The organism is Streptomyces sp. ISL-11, from assembly GCF_018614525.1.
GTDB lineage: Bacteria > Actinomycetota > Actinomycetes > Streptomycetales > Streptomycetaceae > Streptomyces.
Genome location: NZ_JAGGOL010000017.1, coordinates 14,412 through 31,741, shown reverse-complemented (window position 1 = coordinate 31,741; position 17,330 = coordinate 14,412). Strand labels below are relative to the sequence as shown.

Sequence of the window (17,330 nt, the reverse complement as noted above, 5' to 3'; positions counted from 1 at the left end):
TGAAATACGGGTCCGCATTACCTAGGGAAGAAGGGAAGTCGAATGACCATGGAAAAGCGGAATGCGGCGGCGGAAGCGGCGGGCTCGCCCGGACTTGGGCCGACTTCGCGGATCCGGGTCGCATGAGGAAGGCCGCCGACCGGTGGTGCGCGTGGGGCCACGGACATGACGGAAGGTGTGCACGGCGGGAGCCCCGCCGTGCACACCGCGGCCCGCCCGTACGGGACGCCCCCCCAGGGGCCTGCACCGTCCTGTACGGGCATGAGGTCGATCCCGACCCGGGCGCTCCGGACCTCAGACCTGCCTGATCGTTTCGAGGTCCAGGCTCAGCTCGATCTCCTTCGACACCAGGATGCCGCCGGTGTCCAGGGCCATGTTCCAGGTCAGCCCCCAGTCCTCGCGGTTGACCTTGCCGCTGGCGGAGAACACCGCGCGGTCGTTGTCCCAGGGGTCGCGGGCATAACCGAGGTAGTCGACCGCCAGCGTGACGGAACGCGTCACGTCCTTGATCGTCAGATCGCCCGTCATCGTCCCCGTGGTGCCCTTCCAGGTCACCGAGGTGGACGTGAAGGTGGCCTTCGGGAACTGCTCGACGTCGAAGAAGTCGGCCGACCGCAGGTGATCGTCACGCGTCTTGTCGCCGCTGTCGACGCTGGTCATGTCGATGACGGCGGTGACCCGGCTCTCCTCGGGCCGCTCCCCCACCACGACGGTGGCGTCCACGGAGGTGAAGCGCCCGCGGACCTTGGTGAGCATGAAGTGCCGTCCGACGAAGCCCACTTCGGTGTGACCCGGGTCGACCTTCCAGACTCCGGCGGACGGCACTACTGCGCCGTTCACCTCGCGCGTGGGTGCCGTTTCCTTGCTCATGGGCTGGTGTCCCCCCTTGTTGGTGATGTGCGGCGCGCTCAGGCGCCGGACTCGGTCGGCAGGCCGGCGCTGATCCAGTCCTGCTTGCCGGCGGCGTACTTGTAGACGTTCGCGTAGCCCAGCTCGGTGAGCCGCTGGGCGGCGATGCCCGAGTTCGGGCAGTCGTCGTTGGAGCAGTAGACGATGATCTCGGCCTGCTTGTCGGGCAGCAGCCCGGGCGCGAGCTTGTCGACCGCGTCGTGCGGGAGGTTGAGCGCCCCGGGCAGGTGCGCCTCCTCGTAGTAGGAGGCGGGCAGCGCCTCGACGGCGACGGCCTTACCGCCGTTGATCTTCTCTTCCACCTCGGTGCGGGTGATGGTGCGAGCCATTGCCGGGTCTCCTTCTGAAGGGTGCGTTTTCTGCACCTGCTCCTCATTGCGTGCGTACGCACATTAACAGGTGCGTGCGCGCGCACACAAGCACGGTTACACTTGCCCCGTGAACGACAGGGGAACCGGACTCAACGCATGGCGAGCACTGCTGCTCGCCCACAGCGCCGCCGTGCGCGCCATCGAAAGCGACGTGCAGCGGGACGCCACCATCCCCTTGACGTGGTACGACGTCCTCCTGGAGCTGAAGGGCGCCGGCGCGGACGGCCTGCGGATGAACGAACTGGCCGAACGCGTCGTGCTCAGCCGCACCCGCGTCAGCCGCCTGGTCGACGAGATGGCCCGCTCGGGCCTGGTCCGCAAGGAGCAGGACACCGCGGACAAGCGCGTGGTGTGGGCCCTCGTCACCGACGACGGCCGCACCGCGCTGCGCGAGACCGCACCCGTCTATCTGCGGGGCATCGAGCGGCACTTCTCCACGTACCTGACGGACGACGAGGCCGAGGTCATCGCCTCGGCCTTGCTGAAGGTCTCGCGAGCCGGCCGCGACGAGGTCGATTTCCGCTGAGCGGAGGGGGCGAGCGCCTGACGTCGCCGCTCCCCCCGTCCCGCTCGGCGCGCACGGATTTGCACACGATCGAGTGGAATTTGGCGATAACCGTTACCTTATGGGTTCTTTTGCTGTGTGCCCTTTCAGGAGGGAGCGGCCAGGTCAGGCCCGGCCCCTCCGGCATGGCAGGAGGGCAGCGCTGTGCGGGTGTTCATCGCGGGAGTCGACGGATATCTCGGCTGGGCGCTGGCCCAGCACCTGTCCGCACGGGGCCACGATGTCGCCGGTGCCGACGCCATGCTCCGGCGGGCCTGGGTCGCGGAGATGGGATCGGCCAGCGCCGTTCCGATCGCCTCGATCGACGAGCGGCTGACCGCCTACGGTGAGCGTTTCGGGACGTCCCTCCCCTTCTCGTCCCTGGATGTGCGGGATCATGACGCGCTGAGCCGTGCGCTGGCCGCCTTCGCGCCGGATGCCGTGGTGCACCTCGCCGAGTGCCCGTCCGCCCCGTACTCGATGATCGATTTCCGGCACGCCGACTTCGTGCAGCACAACAACGTTTCGGGCACGCTGAGCCTGCTGTTCGCGATGCGCGAGCACTGCCCTGACGCCCATCTGGTCAAGCTCGGCACGATGGGCGAGTACGGCACGCCCGACGTGGACATCCCGGAAGGGTTCTTCGACGTCGAGTTCCGCGGCCGGCGCGACCGGATGCCGTTTCCCCGGCAAGCCGGATCCTGGTACCACTGGAGCAAGGTCTTCGACTCGCAGAACGTCGCTTTCGCCTGCCGGCTGTGGGGACTTGGCGCCACCGACGTCATGCAGGGGATCGTCTACGGCAGCTGGTGCCCGCCGGACGATCCTCGGCTCAACAGCCGGCTGGACTTCGACGAGGCGTTCGGCACTTCGGTGAACCGGTTCTGCTGCCAGGCGGTGATCGGCCATCCGATCACGCCGTACGGGAACGGCACCCAGCGCCGCGGGCTGCTGTCACTGGCCGATTCGATGCAGTGCCTCACCCTCGCCCTGGAGCACCCGCCCACCCCCGGCGAGTACCGCGTCTTCAACCAGCTGCGCGACGTCGTGTCCATCGGCCGGCTCGCCGAACTGGTGCGGGATGCCGCCCGTTCGCTGGGGATCCCCGCCCGGATCGCCACCGTCGACAATCCGCGGGCCGAGGCGGAGGCGCACTACTACAACCCGGACAGCGAAAAGCTGCGTGCGCTGGGATTCCGGCCCTCCGCCCCCATCGGCAAGGAGTTGCGGCAGATGATCCTCGATCTGCTGCCGCACGCCGACCGCGTCACGGCGCACGCCGACCGGCTCCCGCCCACCGTCCGCTGGCGGGGCGGCACCGGGCCGGCCGAGAACCTCACGGCAAACCCTCTACAGGAAGAAGGAAAGCGACATGAGTCCCAAACTGCGGCAGATCATGCTGGCGGCGGCTGAAGACACCACCACCCTGCGTGAACTGCGTGACGATCCCCAGGCCCTGGCCGATCGCTTCGGCCTGTGCTCCGGCGAGCGCGACCGGCTGGCCCAGGCAGAGCGCCTGAGCCCCCGGCCGGCGGGCGAGTTCCTCACGATCACCATCCCGATCACCCTCACCCACACCCAGGGCATCGGCCTGTGACACCGCCGTCGCCCGGGATCAGCGTGGTCATGCCCGCGCGCGACGAGGGCGACAGGGTCGGGGCGACCGTCGCCTCGGCCCTGGAGGCCGGGGCCGGGCCCGACGACATCGAGTTCGTCGTCGTGGACGACTGCTCGGCGCCCGGGGGACGGCCCGTGATCGCCGACGGTCCGGACCGGCGCCGGGTGCGGATCATCCGCTCCGACCGGCATCTCGGAGTGGGCGCCGCGCGCAATCTGGCCGCGCGGCACGCCCGCGGCCGGGTGCTCTTCGTGACGGACGCGCACACGCGCTTCTCCGACGGCTGGGACCGTGAGGCCCAACGGCTCATCGGTCCGGACCGGATCCTGTCCGTCACCATCCGGGACCGGACGTCGGCCTGGCGCGGCTACGGCTGTCGCCTGGTGATCCCGCACATGGGCACGCACTGGAACACCAGCCCTCCCGGCCCCCTCCCCCATGTCCACGTCGCCTCCTCCGCCGGAACCGTCATCGAGCGGGCGCGCTTCGCACGCATCGGCGGCTACGACGAGGGGATGGTCCACTACAGCGGATTCGAACCCGAATTCAGCGTCCGGGCATGGCGGTCCGGCGCCGAGATCGTGCACACCACCGACATCGAGATCACCCACCGCTTCAAACGCAGGGAGGAGGTCACCGCGTTTCTCGGCGTGGCACGCACCGCGATCGTCCACAACTGCCTGCGCTTCGGCACGGCCCACCTGCCCGAATCGATGATCCCGGAGATGGTGCGGCTGCACGCCCTGGAGTTCCCGGACCACGTCCGGGAAGCGCTCGTCATGCTCGAACAGCGCGGCGCCTGGCGCCGACGCGAGGAGCTGGCGGCCTCGCTCCCGTACGACTTCGCGTGGTTCGTCCGGCGCCTCGGGCTCCGCGATCAGATCGACCGGCCCATCCCGAGCACCTGACGTCGTCGCGGTACCAGGGCGAAGCCGGCCTCATCGTCCAGTACCCGTACTTGCGCAGGATGTCGTACGGATTCTCCTGTGCCTGGCGCTCGCGTGCGTACGCGGATCGGTGACCAGCGGGTACGGGTAGGCCATCGCTCCGGCCAGGACGGGTGTGTTGCTTTCGGGCGTGGGCTTGGCGTAGCCGGTCAGGCGGACGTGATCCCTTCGACGATGCGGCGGTGGTCGGCGAACGGGCGCCCCGCCTTCCACGAGTTGCGGGGAAGGCAGGGCGCCAGGCGTGCCCCCTGTTCGTCGGTCAGCAGGCGCGTGCGCCGCTCGTGGTCACCGAGGCCGGTAGGCGGTGGCCAGCACGGAGACGGTGGCCTGGTCGGGCAAGGGGGCACCTTCGCGCAGCTCCGCGCGGTTCAGGTGGCGTGCGCTTGGTGTCATCCCCACCAGGTCCAACGTCTCCGGCTCGGTCAAGGACGTGGCGTACTCGACCAGTTCGGTGCCGGCGTCCTCGAAGAAGGGGGCCAGGGCCTGATGCAGGCGCTGTTCCTTGGCCGGGTCGACAGTGACCATCGCGGGCACCTGGCCGCGCAGCTCGGTCAGGTGCCGCCCGGTAGGACGCACCACGACCAATCGGCCGGTCGGGCGCAGCACCCGGTGGAACTCGGAGGGATTGCGCGGGGCGAACACGTCCAGCACGACGTCGACCGTCGCGTCGGCCAGCGGGAAGGGGCGGAAGATGTCCCAGGTCGCCGCGGCGGCTCGCTCGTGGGAGCGGGTCGCCGATCGCAGGGCGCGTATCGAGGTGTCCAGCACCAGGCCACGGGCGTCGGGCAGTTGGTCGAGTACACCTGCCAGGTAGTAGCCCGTGCCACCCCCGACGTCCACGACTGTGCCGTGTTCCGGCACGGCATCGGCCACCCGGCGGGCCAGAGCCTGGCGGATGGGCCCGTACTTGCCGGTGGTCAGGAACCGGTCCCGGGCCCGTGCCATGTCCGCGTCGTCGCCGCTGGTGGCGCGGGCGCCGGTCAGGAGGCTGACGTAGCCGTGGCGGGCGATATTGAAGGTGTGGCCCGCTGGGCAGCGCAGTGCGCCGGGGTCGGGGCGGAGACGGGCGCGGCACATCGGGCAGCGCAGCAGGCCGAGAAACGGTTCGAGGGCAGGGGGAAGCGACACGGGCACAAGGCACTCCTGGCAACGGTGGAGGAAGGGACCGTGCCTGCACGCGCTCAGAAAATCGCCGTCCCGGATAGCAGAAGGAACGGGCCCGGCGTCCGGCGACCCCGATGGGGGGGCAGCGCCGGGAACGTGGTTCACGCAGCAGGCACACCAAGGAGGGCGACGCCGTCCGACGTCGCCCTCAATCGCTCCCGGTCACAGGAAGCAGTAGTGCGGGGTGCTCGTGAATGCCACGCCATGATTCTACGAGCTCCGACGGAAGCCCTTCGCACCGCCGGAGTCACGAGACACGCCCTGGTCCGGGTCACCGTCGTCGTCCCGGTCCGCGGGCGGCGCACCGCGGATGCCCGCCGGGTGTCGAGAGTTCCATGGTCACCCAAGATGCTGGATCATCGAGCGCAGGACCGACCGACCCTCGCACCACCCGAGACCAGCGAAACCCACCCGTACCACTCCGATAGCATGTTCGGGCTCGCGGCGATCACTCTCATCGCCCACCCTTCACCGGAAACCATGCCATCCGGCCCGAAGGGTGACCCATTTAGCTAAAAACTAACAAATCGGCCAAACAATTGATATCTAGAGCATCTCGGGTATTTTCGCGAACAAACTGCAAAAGCATGTTCGCCGCGTGGCGTCAACCACGGGTGATGCTGTGGGCCGCGGTGGGTGTGGTGGCCCTCGGTTTTCTCATCACCCTGGAGATCGCCGCGCGTCACTACGGCCTGCCGGGGCCGATGACCAACCAGGCGCGAGAGGTGATATTCGCCCCCAAATCGGGGCCGCTGTTGTACGCCAGCATGGCGTTGATGATGGTGGTGCTCACCTGGCGGCAACGGTTCATCGCGGCTGGTGTCGCGGTCGGCATCGACGTCGTCTTCTTCCTCGTGCGGTGGGCGGTCGACGCCAAGATGATGTTCGGCAACGGCGCGTTGTGGGTGTTGTTGGCCTGTGCGGTCATCGCTGTCACGCGCCGCACCGGCCGGGAACGTGTCCTGCTGCTGAAGGGCGTCGGGCTGGGCCTGCTGCTGGTGGCCGGCCGCAAGACCGGCGATACCTGGCTGCTCATCACGTCCAAGACCCGCCCGGCGGTCCTCGACCAGTACGTGGCAACCGCCGATCACGCGCTGGGCAACCCGTCGTGGCTGGCAGGCCGGATCGTCAAGGCCACCGGCCCGGTCGGCACCCATGTTCTCGACTACGTCTACATTCAGCTCGCGGTGGCCGCGGTCGTCGTCGCGCTGTACCAGCTGCGTAACGTGGCGGACGAGCGCCGCTTCCCGGGCCATCATCTGGTGCGCACCTTTCTGGTCATCGGCCTCCTCGGGCCGGCCATCTACATGATCTTCCCCGTGGTCGGACCGATCTTCGCCTACGGCGCCGACGGCGGGCACTGGGCGGTGGCCGACCTGTGGCCGAACACGCCGGCGCCGATCAGTGCCCCGCACCAGATGTCGTTCGACGAGATCACCCCTCGCAACTGCATGCCCAGCCTGCACACAGCGTGGGCTACCACGATCTTCATCCATTCCCGCAAGGGCCCACGCATTCTGCGATGCGCGGGCACGTTCTGGCTGATCGCCACGCTCGGCGCCACGCTGGGCTTCGGCTACCACTACGGCGCGGACATCATTGCCGGCGTGGTGTTCGCCTTCACGATCGAGGCAGCGCTGCGCTCGCTCGACCGTGGCTGGGACCGGCAAGGAATCCAGCTGGTGGCATACGGCACCACGGTCTTCGCCGCGCTCCTGGTGTCGTATCGCTATCTGCCGATGGAGATGGGCCAGCATCCGTGGGTGTTCGGACCACTCCTCATTCTGGCGATGACCTCGGTGGTCTACGGCTACGTACGGACCACCAAACTGTGGGAACCGAAGGCCGCACCGGCGCGGCAACCGGAACCGCAATTCGAACTGGTGTGAGTCGTGCTGCATCAGGTCGCGGGCTGAGCGCTTCCCGGGTGGGGCCGGGAAGCTGAACGTGGGCGGGCGAAGACCTTGACCGGGCCGCGGGTGCAACAGTTCGCTTACCCGGCTGGGGCTCCGGTCCAGGTGCTCAATGCGTGGGCCCGTTCGGTCCGGCGGATGTGGGGGACGGTGGTTCGGGTGGCCCAGGCGATGTGGCCGTCGGGACGAATGAGGACTTCCTTCACGCCGCCGAGATCCGGATGGGTGTCGTGCGCGTGAGCGGTGACCGTGCGGAGGGGTCCGAGCCGGCCAGGACCGTCCGCCACCCGCGCCCGCATGAGGGATTCGCCGTTTCCCTCCAGGTTCAGCAGGACGAAATGGCCGTCGTGCAGGAGCTCGAAGACGCGGGTGTTGTCTGATGTGGTGAGGGCGATGTCCGGCATGCGCCGGCCGCTGAGGGGGCCGGCGCACGAGGGGGCGAGGGGCGGATAGGCGGTGTCGAGTCCGGAGACCCGGCCGGCCAGCTTTCGGTTGACTTCCTCCATGCCCAGAAGGGTGTCGAGCAGCTCGCACAGGATCCGGCCGGGACGCCCGTACTGCTCGGTGAGGGGCAGTTCCACCAGCAGCGTCTGGGCCCGGGTGCCGGTGGTGACGATATGGCCCACGGCGTGGCGCTCGGTGTGGTAGCTGTCCAGGAGCATGGGCGGCGCCCATCCGTTGATGTGAGCGGCGAGTTTCCATCCCAGGTTCATCGCGTCCTGCAGCCCGGTGTTCAGGCCCTGAGCCCCGACGGGGAAGTGGATGTGCGCGGCGTCACCGGCCAGCAGGACGCGGTTGCGCCGGTAGCTTTCGGCGAGGCGGGTGGTGTTGCCGAAGCGGGAGAGCCAGCGGGGCTCGTCGATCGCGCAGTCGGTTCCGCACACCCGGACAAGTGAGGTGCGGAACTCTTCCAGTGTCACCGGCTCGGTGGAGGGCACCCGGATCCTGTGCGGGTCCATGACCACGAACCGGGTCAGCCCGGCCTCCAGCCGTGCGACGAGGACGCCGTGCCGGCGGGCCCGGTCGATGCCGGCGTGGTCGGCGACGGCGAAGTCGCCCACCACCGCGGTCATCGACTCCGGCGTTCCCGGGAACCCGATGCCGGCCGTCTGCCGGATGACGCTGCGCCCGCCGTCGCAGCCGACCACGTACCGGGCCCGGGTGGTGACCGGGCCGCCGCCGGAACCGCGCAGTCCACTTCCGCACTGTCCGCGTGCTGTCGCAGAGCGACGGCTTCGTAACCGCGATGGATCTGGGAGGAACTGTTCCTGGCCGGCGCAGCCGAGGTTGGGAACGGCGATGTCCGCGCCGTAATGACGGAGCAGCCGCAGCAGGGTCCCCTCACGCAGTGCGGTCGGCAGCACCCCGCACTCCACACCGGGTCCCAGAAACGCTTCCAGCCCGACGAACGCCAGCACGACCACGTCAGCACCGCCCCGTGCGAGCGGCGGAACGAGCCTGTCCACCCGGAACTCGCCCAGGACCACCACCCGCATCGTCCACACCCCTGCCGCACCGCCCCACCCGAATCCCGCCACTGGCACAGATAGCAGCCCGGCACAGGTATCCGGTAGGTCGCCTGCACCCAGTGCCGGCCATCGGTGACCGGTGGGGAGGACGCCCTGCATGGATCACATCGTGGTCGGCCTCGGCACACCGCCCGGCGAGGTGCACGAGTTCATCTCCCGCCCGTCCCCGATGCCCTCGAACCAGGTGGGTCCACCCGCCGTGGCCTGCTTGATCCGGCTGACGGCGAACTCTTCCATGGGCGGCAGGGCGTCCACCTCGAACCACCCCACCTCCAGCGACTCGTCGTCGTTCACCCGCGCCTCGCCGCCCACCGCGCGGCACAGGAAGCAGATGTCCATGTACTGGCAGACGTCGCCATTGGGGTAGGTGACGGGCATCAGCGCCTGGACGAGCAGGACGCGTTCGGCGACGCAGCGGACCGCGGTCTCCTCGTACACCTCGCGCACGATCGCGGTGCCGGGCTGTTCGCCGGGGTCGGGGATGCCTCCGATGATCGACCACTCCCCCGTGTCCGCGCGGCGGCCGAGGAGGACGCGGCCGGTCTCGTCGAGGACGATGGCGCTCACTCCGGGCATCCACAGCAGGTGGTGGCCGACGGCGGCGCGGATTTCTCGGATGTAGGGGGGCGTGGCCATGCGCCGAGCCTAGGCCGTGTCCGGCGGATCTTCGGCCGCGGGCTGTCTTTGCCGCCTGCGGCGGCGGGCGCCCTGCGGGCGCGTCCTCAATCTCCCCCAGCTACCGCTGGGGGTGCCCCCAACGGGCTTGATTGTGGCTGAGCTCAGCCACAATCAAGCCCGTCCGGCGATTGAGGACACCGCCGCGCAGCGGTGGTGCGGACGACACGGCCCGCTGCCGCCCACTCACATGATCCGCCAGACACGGCGTAGTGGGCCCGGTGGTGCCCCATGACCGGCGGCCGGCCGGTCAGGCGGTCGCCCCGCGCCGCGCGGCCAGGCGCAGACCCTCGCGGATCACCTGGACGGCGGCCTCGGCGTCGTCCACGGTGACGGTGAAGGAGCGGCCGTCCCCCAGGCGGAGCACGAAGCCCTCGCCGCGGCGGACGACGACGGCGGTGCCCTTCTCGGGGCGCCAGCGGTAGCCCCAGCCGCCCCACTGGCGGGGGGTGACGCGGGGCGCGAAGTCCGCGCCGACGACATGGGCGAGCGGGATGCGGGTGCGCGGCAGGCCGATGTGGCCGCAGCGCACTTCCAGGGCCTCGTCGTCGACCCGTACGGCCACATGGACGAAGGCGAGCGTGCCGTAGAGCATCAGCAGCCCGGCCGCGACGCAGCCGACGACCGCCATGACGAGAGGGGCCAGACCCGAGGTCCATGCGCTGTCGACGGCCAGCTCGACGCCGAGCGCCAGGCAGGCGGCGCCGGCCGCGGCCAGCAGCCACTGGATCCGGTTGGTCGCCCGGCCGGTCCAGACTCCGAGCCCGCCGGCTCCGTCGGCCGGGGAGGCGGATCCGCCCGCGTCCGGCTTCTCATCGTCCTCGTGGCCCTGCGGGCCCTTGGAGTGGTCCCTCATAGCACGCAGCGTACTCATCTTCCGGCACAGCGGCAGGAGTGCGGACCGGACGCTACCGGATCGGGTCAAGAACGCGCGGCGGAGACCTCGATGAGCGACCGGCCCTCGGCGTAGGTCAGTGCGGCCGGCTCCATGGCGGACTCGCGGCCACCGAGCAGGACGGTGAGACCGCCCGTCGGCTCGGCGTCGGGGGCGGGCACCGCGCCGATGCGGCGGAGCGCCTGGGCGACGACGGCCGAGGCGGAGCCGTACAAGGCGACCTGCGGTGCTGCGGGGCCGAGGAGCGGCTGCACGGCGGCCTGGACGCGCTCGGCGACCAGTTCGTAATGGGTGCAGCCCAGGACGACGGCCCTTACATCGCCGGGGGTGAGGGCGGCGGCGGCCGCCACCGCCGCGTCGATGGCCTCGGTGTCGGCCCACTGCACGGCGTCGGCGAGACCGGGGCAGGGCACCTCGGTCACCTCGACGCCGGCCGCGAAGTCACGGATCAGACCGCGCTGGTACGGGCTCCCGGTCGTGGCCGGGGTGGCCCAGATCGCGACCGGTCCACCACCGGCCGCGGCGGGCTTGATCGCCGGTACGGTCCCGATGACCGGCAGCTCCGGTTCCAGCTCGGCCCGTATGGCGGCCAGCGCGTGGACGGAGGCGGTGTTGCAGGCGACGATCAGCGCGTCGGGGCGGTGCGCGGCGGCGGCGCGGGCGCAGGCCAGGGCGTGCGCGATGACGTCGTCGGGGGTACGGGGGCCCCACGGCATGCTGTCGGGGTTGGCCGAGAGGACCAGATCGGCGTCGGGTCGCAGCCGGTGCGCGGCGGCTGCCGCCGCCAGTAGGCCGATGCCGGAGTCCATGAGCGCGATCTTCACCCGATCACTTTAATGGATGAGCGTCGATCCCCCGCGCGAAGGGGCCGGGTGCGGCAGACTGCGGCGGGTGAGCGCGCTGACTTGGATCACGACGGGTTCTCTGGCCGCGTGGGCGTGGCTGCTGCTGGGACAGGGGTTCTTCTGGCGTACGGACGTCCGGCTGCCGGACCGGATGCCGCCCGGGGAATGGCCCGCGGTGGCGGTCGTGGTCCCCGCCCGGGACGAGGCCGGGGTGCTGCCGTCGAGCCTGCCGTCGCTGCTCGCCCAGGACTATCCGGGACCGGCGCGGATCTTCCTCGTCGACGACGGCAGTACGGACGGGACCGGTGAGCTGGCCCGCGCCCTGGCGCGGGAGGCGGGCGGGCTGCCGCTGACGGTGGACTCCCCCGGTGAGCCGCCTCCCGGCTGGACCGGCAAGCTGTGGGCGGTGCGGCACGGCATGGCGCTGGCCCGTGCCCGTACGGACGCGGAGTACCTGCTGCTCACGGACGCGGACATCGCGCACGCCCCGGACAGCCTGCGCCGGCTGGTGTCGGTGGCGCGGTCGGACGGCCTGGACCTGGTGTCGCTCATGGCGCGGCTGCGGGTGACGACCTTCTGGGAGCGGCTGGTCGTTCCGGCGTTCGTGTACTTCTTCGCGCAGCTGTATCCGTTCCGCTGGATCAACCGGCCGGGCGGGCGCACCGCGGCGGCGGCCGGCGGGTGCGTGCTGCTGCGCCGGGAGGCGGCGGAGCGGGCCGGGGTCCCGGACAGCATCCGCCAGGCGGTCATCGACGACGTGTCGCTGGCGCGGGCGGTGCGGCGGACCGGGGGCCGGATCTGGCTGGGACTCGCCGACCGGGTGGACAGCGTGCGCCCGTATCCGGGGCTGGGGCCGCTGTGGCGGATGGTCGCGCGCAGCGCGTACGCGCAGCTGCGGCACAACCCGCTGCTGCTCCTCGGGACGGTCGCCGGGATGGTGGTGATCTATCTGGCACCGCCGGTGGCCGTGGTGGCCGGGGCCCTGACCGGTGACGTCGTCCCGCTGCTGACCGGCGCCGCCGCGTGGGCCGTGATGACCGGGACGTATCTGCCGATGCTGCGCTACTACCGGCAGCCGGTGGCGCTGGCGCCGCTGCTGCCGTGCACGGCCCTGCTGTACCTGCTGATGACCGTGGACTCGGCGGCCCGGCACTACCGGGGCCGGGGCGCGGCCTGGAAGGGACGGACGTACGCCCGTCCCGAGGCCGCGCCCTAGCCGTGTCCGGCGGATCTTCGGCTGCGGGCCGGCTTTGCCGCCTGCGGCGGCGGGCGCCCTGCGGGCGCGTCCTCAAGCGCCGGACAGGCTGGATCGTGGCTGAGCTCAGCCGATCTCAGCCCGTTGGGGGCACCCCCAGCGGTAGCTGGGGGAGACTGAGGACACCACCGCGCAGCGGTGGTGCGCACGACGACGGCCCGCAGCCGCCCGCTCACAATGATCCGCCGGACACGGCCTAGCGAGGGCTACTTGCGGCCGGGCGTCCAGTTCATGCCCCAGCCGTAGGCGCGGTCCAGCGTGCGCTGCGGGCTGACACCGCGGTCCGGCACGAGGTAACGGGCCTCGCGCTGGACGACGAGGTCACCGTCGTGGTTGGTGATCAGGGCCAGCGCGCAGACGGTGGAGGGCACGGTGCACTCGTCGAGCGAGAAGTCGACGGGCGCGCCGTGCTGCGGCTGGAGGGTGACGGTGGCGTTGAGGTTGGCGAAGCTCCGGGCGCCCTCGTAGATCGTCACGAAGACGAGGATGCGCCGGAAGTCGGCGATGTGATCGAGGTTGACGGTCAGGTTCTCACCGGCCGCCGACGCCCCGGTCCGGTCGTCGCCGTCGAGGTGGATGAACGGTGGCTGGTGCAACGACCCGAAGGAGTTGCCCAGCGCCTGGATCACGCCCTTGCTGCCGTCGCGGAGCTCGAAGAGCGCGCCGAGGTCGAGGTCGAGGTCGGAGTGCATGGCCATGGCCTTGCCGATCCGCTGGCTCCAGCCGGTGAACTGCTTGCGCACCTGCCAGTTGAGGTTGACGCGCAGCGCCCCGGACGTGCCGCCCTGCTTGGTGAGGGAGACGGCCGGCGCCTCCTTGGTGAGCGTGACCTTCGTCAGGCGCACGGGCTGGGGCGGGGCGGGCGGTGCGGCCGGCGGGGGCGGCGGTACGGGCGCCTGCGCGGGCCGTACGGGCTGTGGCGCCGGCTGTCCCGGCAGCTCGTGGGTGGGCGCCGCCTGGGGTTCGTCGACGGTGATGCCGAAGTCGGTGGCGAGCCCCTCCAGCCCGCTGCTGTAGCCCTGGCCGACGGCCCGGAACTTCCACTCGCCCTGACGGCGGTAGAGCTCGCCGAGCACGAAGGCGGTCTCGACCGTGGCGTCGGTGCTGTCGAAGCGGGCGAGTTCGGCGCCGCCCGCCGCGTCGAGGACCCGGATGTGGAGGCCGGGCACCTGGCCGAACGCGCCGCCGTCGGCGGAGGCGGCCAGGACCACGGTCTCGATGGCGGGCTCGACGGCGGCGAGGTCGACGGACAGGACGTCGGTCACGGTGTCGCCGGCCGGCCGCTTGCCTTCGTAGCGGACGGCGCCGGAGGGGTGGGCCGCCTGATTGTAGAAGACGAAGTCCGCGTCGGAGCGGACCTTGCCGGCCGACAGGAGCAGCGCGGAGGCGTCGACGTCCGGTGTGCCCGGGGCCGGACGCCAGCCCAGCTCGATCCGCACCGCCGATGCCGGAATCCGGACATTGGTGCCCTTCTGCATCCCCATATTCCACCCCTGTGAACTGTCGCGTCCTTGCAAGGGACCCAACGTACCCTGGCGGCTTTTCCAGGGATTCCCCGGTTTCCCGGGGCCCTGCCGGATCGCTCGCTCAGGGGCCGGAGGCGGGCGGCGGCTTCGCGGCCGACTGCCGGGGAGGCTGGGCGGGTTCGGCCGCGGTCGGTGGGTGGACGGGGGGCTGGGGCACCGTGGGCGGGGCGGGTTTCGCGACGGACGGCGGCACGGCGGGCCTCGCCATCGAGGGTGGCGGGGCCACGGTTCGGGCCTCGCTCGGTGCCTGCGGCCTGGGCTCGGACGGCGGAGGCTTGGGCACGGTCGGGGTCTGCGGCTTGGCCGCGGGGGTCGGTGGCCTGTCCGAGGTGGGCGGAGGCTTGACCGTCGTCGGCGGCTTGACCGTCGTCGGCGGCTTGACCGTCGTCGGTGGCTTGACCGTCGTCGGCGGACGGGTCGGCACGATCGTCCGCGGTGGCGACGAGGGCGCGTTCGTCGTCGGGGGCCGCACGGGGCTCGTCGGCGGCTTCGTCGCCGTGGAGGGCGACGACGTCCGCTCGCCGCTGCCGGACGCCGACGGATCGGAGGACTGCCCGGGCGAGGACGAACCGGACGCCGAAGGCGAGGACGAGGAGGAGGACGAGGACGACGAGGCGGAGGGCGAGCCCGAGGCACGTGGCGGTGGGTCCCACTTGAAGACCTTGGAGTCCTCTGTACCGTCACTGCCGACCGCCCGGTCGAACGCCTTGTCGCCCGCGAACGGGTCGACGAGCGGATACCTCTTCACCGGGCCCGCGTCCTTCGGCCTCGGCTTGATGACGGTGACCTCGGTACTGCTGAAGGACTCCCAGTGGATGCCCTTGTAGGTCGACGCCCGCAGATCCACGTCGCGGTCGGGGGGCGTGAGGGGGTTCCCGCAGGTGCACTTCACCGCGGGTCCCCGGAAGGGGTCGTTGAGGACGACCACGCCCTTCTGCAGCACCGAGAGGTACTCGGTCGTGCGGCCGTCGCCCTGGTAGTTGTGGTTCTTGACCAGGGTGTCGTACTCCAGGTTGACCTCGGTCAGGCCGTTGATGTGCTCGGCGATCCGCTGTTGTCCGATGCCGCGCACCTCGGCCCACGCCTTGGCCATGGCGGCGTCCTTGGTGATCTCCTTGATCAGCAGTGCCTTGTCGCACCGCGTGGTGCCGCGGGTGCCGCCGAACGCCCCGCGGGCGTCCACCGCCACCTCACCGCCGCCGCGCGACGGCGGCGTGACGCCCCGGACGTCGACGTCCGGGTGCCGGAGGAACGGGTCGACGCCGATCACGCCGACGGCCTCCAGCACGAGCTGGGCCACCTTCTTCTTCTGTGCCGAGCCGCAGCCGGCGGCACCCGCGCCGCCCAGCAGAGCGGACACGGTCAGCAGCGAGACGACCCGGAGCCTGCGGCGCCGGGCCGCGAGGCGCCGTATGTCCGGCGCGACGCGCTCGCGCTCCGCTCCCGCGGACAGGACAGATTTCAGCCGCATGTACGCACCCCCGATAGCCGGTCTGTGGTTCTGACGAATCTCTGGTTCTGACGAGTCGCACGGATTTGGGTGGGTCGGACGGATTGGATGGGTCGCACGGATTGGACGGGTCGGACGGGTCGGATCGAACGGACGGATCGCACGGGCGGCGCTCACCTCGTCAGGCAGGTCGCCACCCAGCCGCCGCCGCAGGAGCCCGCGGTGCTCCCCGCCGATGACGGCGGCGTGGGCTCCGTGGACGGATCGGCCGACGGGTCCGTGGCCGGAGGGGAGGTTTCCGCCGTGGTGTCGTCGCCGGTGGGCCCCGGGGTCCCGGTGGACACGCTGCCGCCGCTGGTTCCCGGGTCCTCCGCGCCCCGGGCGGCCAGTACGGCGACGGCCCCGCCGCCGATGAGCAGGAGCGCCAGCAGCGAGCCGAAGAACAGGGCCACCAGGCGGCGCCGTGTGGGCGGCGGCACGGGGACCGCCGGCGGGCGGCCGGTGACCACCACCGCCTCCCCGCCGCCCGGCCCGGCGCCGGGCGCGCGCAGCGAGCCGGACTCCGTCAGCCTGCCGTACAGCGGCAGGGCGGGCCCGGACCCGTGAGCGGCCGGCCCGGGCGTCGGAGAGGGCGATACGGGCGTCGGCCGCGCCGGTGCCGTCACGGGCGCGGGCGTGGGTGCGGGCGTGGCGACCGCCGTCGGTACGTACCCCCGGCCCGGTATCACCCCGGCCCCGCCGTGCTGGGTGGTCGGGTGCCCGGCGGCGACGGCGTCGAGCATCCGCAGTGCCTCCTCCGAGCCCATGCGGGCCCGCGGGTCCTTGCGGAGCAGCCCTTCGAGCAGCGGGGTGAGCGGGCCGGCGCGGCGCGGCACCGGCGGGTCCTCCTGGACCACGGCGTGCAGCGTGCTCAGCGCCGAGGTGCGCCGGAAGGGGGAGACGCCCTCGACGGCCGCGTACAGCGTCGCGCCCAGCGACCACAGGTCCGACGGGGCTCCCGGCCGCTCCCCCAGTGCCCGTTCCGGCGCGAGGAAGTCCGGTGAGCCGACGAGGTCGCCGGTGCGGGTGAGCGTGCCGGAGCCCTCGACCAGGGCGATGCCGAAGTCGGTGAGGACCACCCTGCCGTCGGGCTGGAGCAGGACGTTGGCGGGTTTGACGTCGCGGTGCAGCACTCCGGAGGCGTGCGCGCTGCGCAGGGCCTGGAGGATCATGGAGCCGACCTTGGCCGCCTCCCTGGGATCGAGCACCCCGTCGTGCTGGAGGACGTCGGCGAGCGACCGGCCGCGTACGAACTCCATGACGATCCAGGGGCGGCCCTCCTGCTCGACGACGTCGTGCACCGTGATGACGCACGGGTGGTTGACGCGGGCCGCGGCGCGCGCTTCCTGCTTCAGGCGCGCGTAGAGGACCCGTACGTCCTGCTCGCTCAGGTGGTCCGGGGCCCTGACCTCCTTGGCCGCGACCTCGCGGTCGAGGAGTTCGTCGACGGCGCGCCAGACCACCCCCATGCCACCGCTGCCCAGTTGGTCGACGAGCCGGTACCGCCCGGCCAGTAAGGAATTCCGTCGCTCCCCGTCCATGTCGTACGCCCCTTCCCCCTGCGTCCGGCACCCCCCTGGGCCGTGCGCAATCGGGCCACGTTGGCTGAGACGACGCAGCCCTCCGTCCCGTTCCCCGATGCGCGGCATC

General features: G+C 71.3%; 16 protein-coding genes and 1 pseudogene. 6 read left to right on the top strand and 11 right to left on the bottom strand.

The window, feature by feature from the left end:
- Window positions 1-294: 294 nt before the first annotated feature.
- Both J7E86_RS04675 and J7E86_RS04670 read right to left on the bottom strand, forming a co-directional pair.
- Window positions 295-870 carry a YceI family protein gene (locus J7E86_RS04675; RefSeq protein WP_215080039.1) on the bottom strand — a complete coding sequence of 192 codons (576 nt, stop codon included), beginning with the start codon at window positions 868-870 and terminating at the stop codon, window positions 295-297.
- Between the two features lie 38 nt (window positions 871-908).
- Window positions 909-1,238 carry a rhodanese-like domain-containing protein gene (locus J7E86_RS04670; protein ID WP_215080037.1) on the bottom strand — a complete coding sequence of 110 codons (330 nt, stop codon included), beginning with the start codon at window positions 1,236-1,238 and terminating at the stop codon, window positions 909-911.
- A 109-nt stretch (window positions 1,239-1,347) separates the two neighbouring features.
- Here J7E86_RS04670 and J7E86_RS04665 point away from each other — a divergent pair, with 109 nt between their 5' ends.
- From J7E86_RS04665 to J7E86_RS04650, 4 genes are all read left to right on the top strand, one after another.
- Window positions 1,348-1,806 (top strand): MarR family winged helix-turn-helix transcriptional regulator, encoded by a 459-nt coding sequence (locus J7E86_RS04665; protein ID WP_215080035.1) that lies wholly within the window; start codon window positions 1,348-1,350, stop codon window positions 1,804-1,806.
- Between the two features lie 183 nt (window positions 1,807-1,989).
- Window positions 1,990-3,237 carry an NAD-dependent epimerase/dehydratase family protein gene (locus tag J7E86_RS04660; protein WP_215080032.1) on the top strand — a complete coding sequence of 416 codons (1,248 nt, stop codon included), beginning with the start codon at window positions 1,990-1,992 and terminating at the stop codon, window positions 3,235-3,237.
- Complete coding sequence (locus J7E86_RS04655) at window positions 3,197-3,421, top strand: hypothetical protein (protein WP_215080030.1); 225 nt, start codon at window positions 3,197-3,199, stop codon at window positions 3,419-3,421. The genes J7E86_RS04660 and J7E86_RS04655 overlap by 41 nt, the downstream gene beginning before the upstream one ends.
- 29 nt (window positions 3,422-3,450) lie before the next feature.
- Window positions 3,451-4,350 (top strand): glycosyltransferase, encoded by a 900-nt coding sequence (locus tag J7E86_RS04650; protein WP_215080028.1) that lies wholly within the window; start codon window positions 3,451-3,453, stop codon window positions 4,348-4,350.
- Window positions 4,351-4,550: 200 nt separating this feature from the next.
- Here J7E86_RS04650 and J7E86_RS04645 read toward each other — a convergent pair.
- Window positions 4,551-4,655: pseudogene (locus J7E86_RS04645) on the bottom strand (IS5/IS1182 family transposase); the annotation flags it as partial.
- A gap of 19 nt (window positions 4,656-4,674) precedes the next feature.
- Complete coding sequence (locus tag J7E86_RS04640; protein ID WP_215080026.1) at window positions 4,675-5,523, bottom strand: putative RNA methyltransferase; 849 nt, start codon at window positions 5,521-5,523, stop codon at window positions 4,675-4,677.
- 617 nt (window positions 5,524-6,140) lie between these two features.
- Here J7E86_RS04640 and J7E86_RS04635 point away from each other — a divergent pair.
- Window positions 6,141-7,442, top strand: coding sequence for a phosphatase PAP2 family protein (locus J7E86_RS04635; RefSeq protein WP_215080024.1), 1,302 nt, complete (start codon window positions 6,141-6,143; stop codon window positions 7,440-7,442).
- Between the two features lie 104 nt (window positions 7,443-7,546).
- Here J7E86_RS04635 and J7E86_RS04630 read toward each other — a convergent pair whose 3' ends face one another.
- The 4 genes from J7E86_RS04630 to J7E86_RS04615 all read right to left on the bottom strand — a co-directional run bounded on the left by J7E86_RS04630 (window position 7,547) and on the right by J7E86_RS04615 (window position 11,389).
- Entirely contained in the window at window positions 7,547-8,962 is a 1,416-nt protein-coding gene (locus J7E86_RS04630; protein WP_215080017.1) for an FAD-dependent monooxygenase, read from the bottom strand.
- 135 nt (window positions 8,963-9,097) lie between these two features.
- Window positions 9,098-9,631 carry an NUDIX domain-containing protein gene (locus J7E86_RS04625; RefSeq protein ID WP_215080015.1) on the bottom strand — a complete coding sequence of 178 codons (534 nt, stop codon included), beginning with the start codon at window positions 9,629-9,631 and terminating at the stop codon, window positions 9,098-9,100.
- A gap of 289 nt (window positions 9,632-9,920) precedes the next feature.
- Window positions 9,921-10,526: a hypothetical protein gene (locus tag J7E86_RS04620; protein WP_215080012.1), complete on the bottom strand. Its 606-nt coding sequence runs from the start codon at window positions 10,524-10,526 to the stop codon at window positions 9,921-9,923.
- Window positions 10,527-10,591: 65 nt separating this feature from the next.
- On the bottom strand, window positions 10,592-11,389 hold the full coding sequence (locus J7E86_RS04615; protein WP_215080010.1) for a glutamate racemase: 798 nt from the start codon (window positions 11,387-11,389) through the stop codon (window positions 10,592-10,594).
- A gap of 16 nt (window positions 11,390-11,405) precedes the next feature.
- Between J7E86_RS04615 and J7E86_RS04610 the strand changes: the two genes are divergently transcribed.
- On the top strand, window positions 11,406-12,626 hold the full coding sequence (locus tag J7E86_RS04610) for a glycosyltransferase (RefSeq protein WP_215080008.1): 1,221 nt from the start codon (window positions 11,406-11,408) through the stop codon (window positions 12,624-12,626).
- Between the two features lie 245 nt (window positions 12,627-12,871).
- Here J7E86_RS04610 and J7E86_RS04605 read toward each other — a convergent pair whose 3' ends face one another.
- The 3 genes from J7E86_RS04605 to J7E86_RS04595 form a co-directional block, all read right to left on the bottom strand.
- Window positions 12,872-14,149, bottom strand: a complete 1,278-nt coding sequence (locus J7E86_RS04605) for a TerD family protein (protein ID WP_215080006.1) — start codon at window positions 14,147-14,149, stop codon at window positions 12,872-12,874.
- 103 nt (window positions 14,150-14,252) lie between these two features.
- A complete protein-coding gene (locus J7E86_RS04600) occupies window positions 14,253-15,662 on the bottom strand; it encodes a DUF6777 domain-containing protein (RefSeq protein WP_215080004.1) in 1,410 nt (469 codons plus the stop codon).
- Window positions 15,663-15,814: 152 nt separating this feature from the next.
- On the bottom strand, window positions 15,815-17,221 hold the full coding sequence (locus J7E86_RS04595; protein ID WP_215080002.1) for a serine/threonine-protein kinase: 1,407 nt from the start codon (window positions 17,219-17,221) through the stop codon (window positions 15,815-15,817).
- Window positions 17,222-17,330: the final 109 nt, after the last annotated feature.

Coding starts and splice junctions, on each gene's coding strand:
- J7E86_RS04625 (WP_215080015.1), bottom strand. CDS start 9,631: ATGGCCACGCCCCCCTACATCCGAGAAATCCGCGCCGCCGTCGGCCAC.
- J7E86_RS04630 (WP_215080017.1), bottom strand. CDS start 8,962: ATGCGGGTGGTGGTCCTGGGCGAGTTCCGGGTGGACAGGCTCGTTCCG.
- J7E86_RS04620 (WP_215080012.1), bottom strand. CDS start 10,526: ATGAGGGACCACTCCAAGGGCCCGCAGGGCCACGAGGACGATGAGAAG.
- J7E86_RS04605 (WP_215080006.1), bottom strand. CDS start 14,149: ATGGGGATGCAGAAGGGCACCAATGTCCGGATTCCGGCATCGGCGGTG.
- J7E86_RS04635 (WP_215080024.1), top strand. CDS start 6,141: ATGTTCGCCGCGTGGCGTCAACCACGGGTGATGCTGTGGGCCGCGGTG.
- J7E86_RS04670 (WP_215080037.1), bottom strand. CDS start 1,238: ATGGCTCGCACCATCACCCGCACCGAGGTGGAAGAGAAGATCAACGGC.
- J7E86_RS04650 (WP_215080028.1), top strand. CDS start 3,451: ATGCCCGCGCGCGACGAGGGCGACAGGGTCGGGGCGACCGTCGCCTCG.
- J7E86_RS04655 (WP_215080030.1), top strand. CDS start 3,197: ATGAGTCCCAAACTGCGGCAGATCATGCTGGCGGCGGCTGAAGACACC.
- J7E86_RS04600 (WP_215080004.1), bottom strand. CDS start 15,662: ATGCGGCTGAAATCTGTCCTGTCCGCGGGAGCGGAGCGCGAGCGCGTC.
- J7E86_RS04595 (WP_215080002.1), bottom strand. CDS start 17,221: ATGGACGGGGAGCGACGGAATTCCTTACTGGCCGGGCGGTACCGGCTC.
- J7E86_RS04675 (WP_215080039.1), bottom strand. CDS start 870: ATGAGCAAGGAAACGGCACCCACGCGCGAGGTGAACGGCGCAGTAGTG.
- J7E86_RS04610 (WP_215080008.1), top strand. CDS start 11,406: ATGAGCGTCGATCCCCCGCGCGAAGGGGCCGGGTGCGGCAGACTGCGG.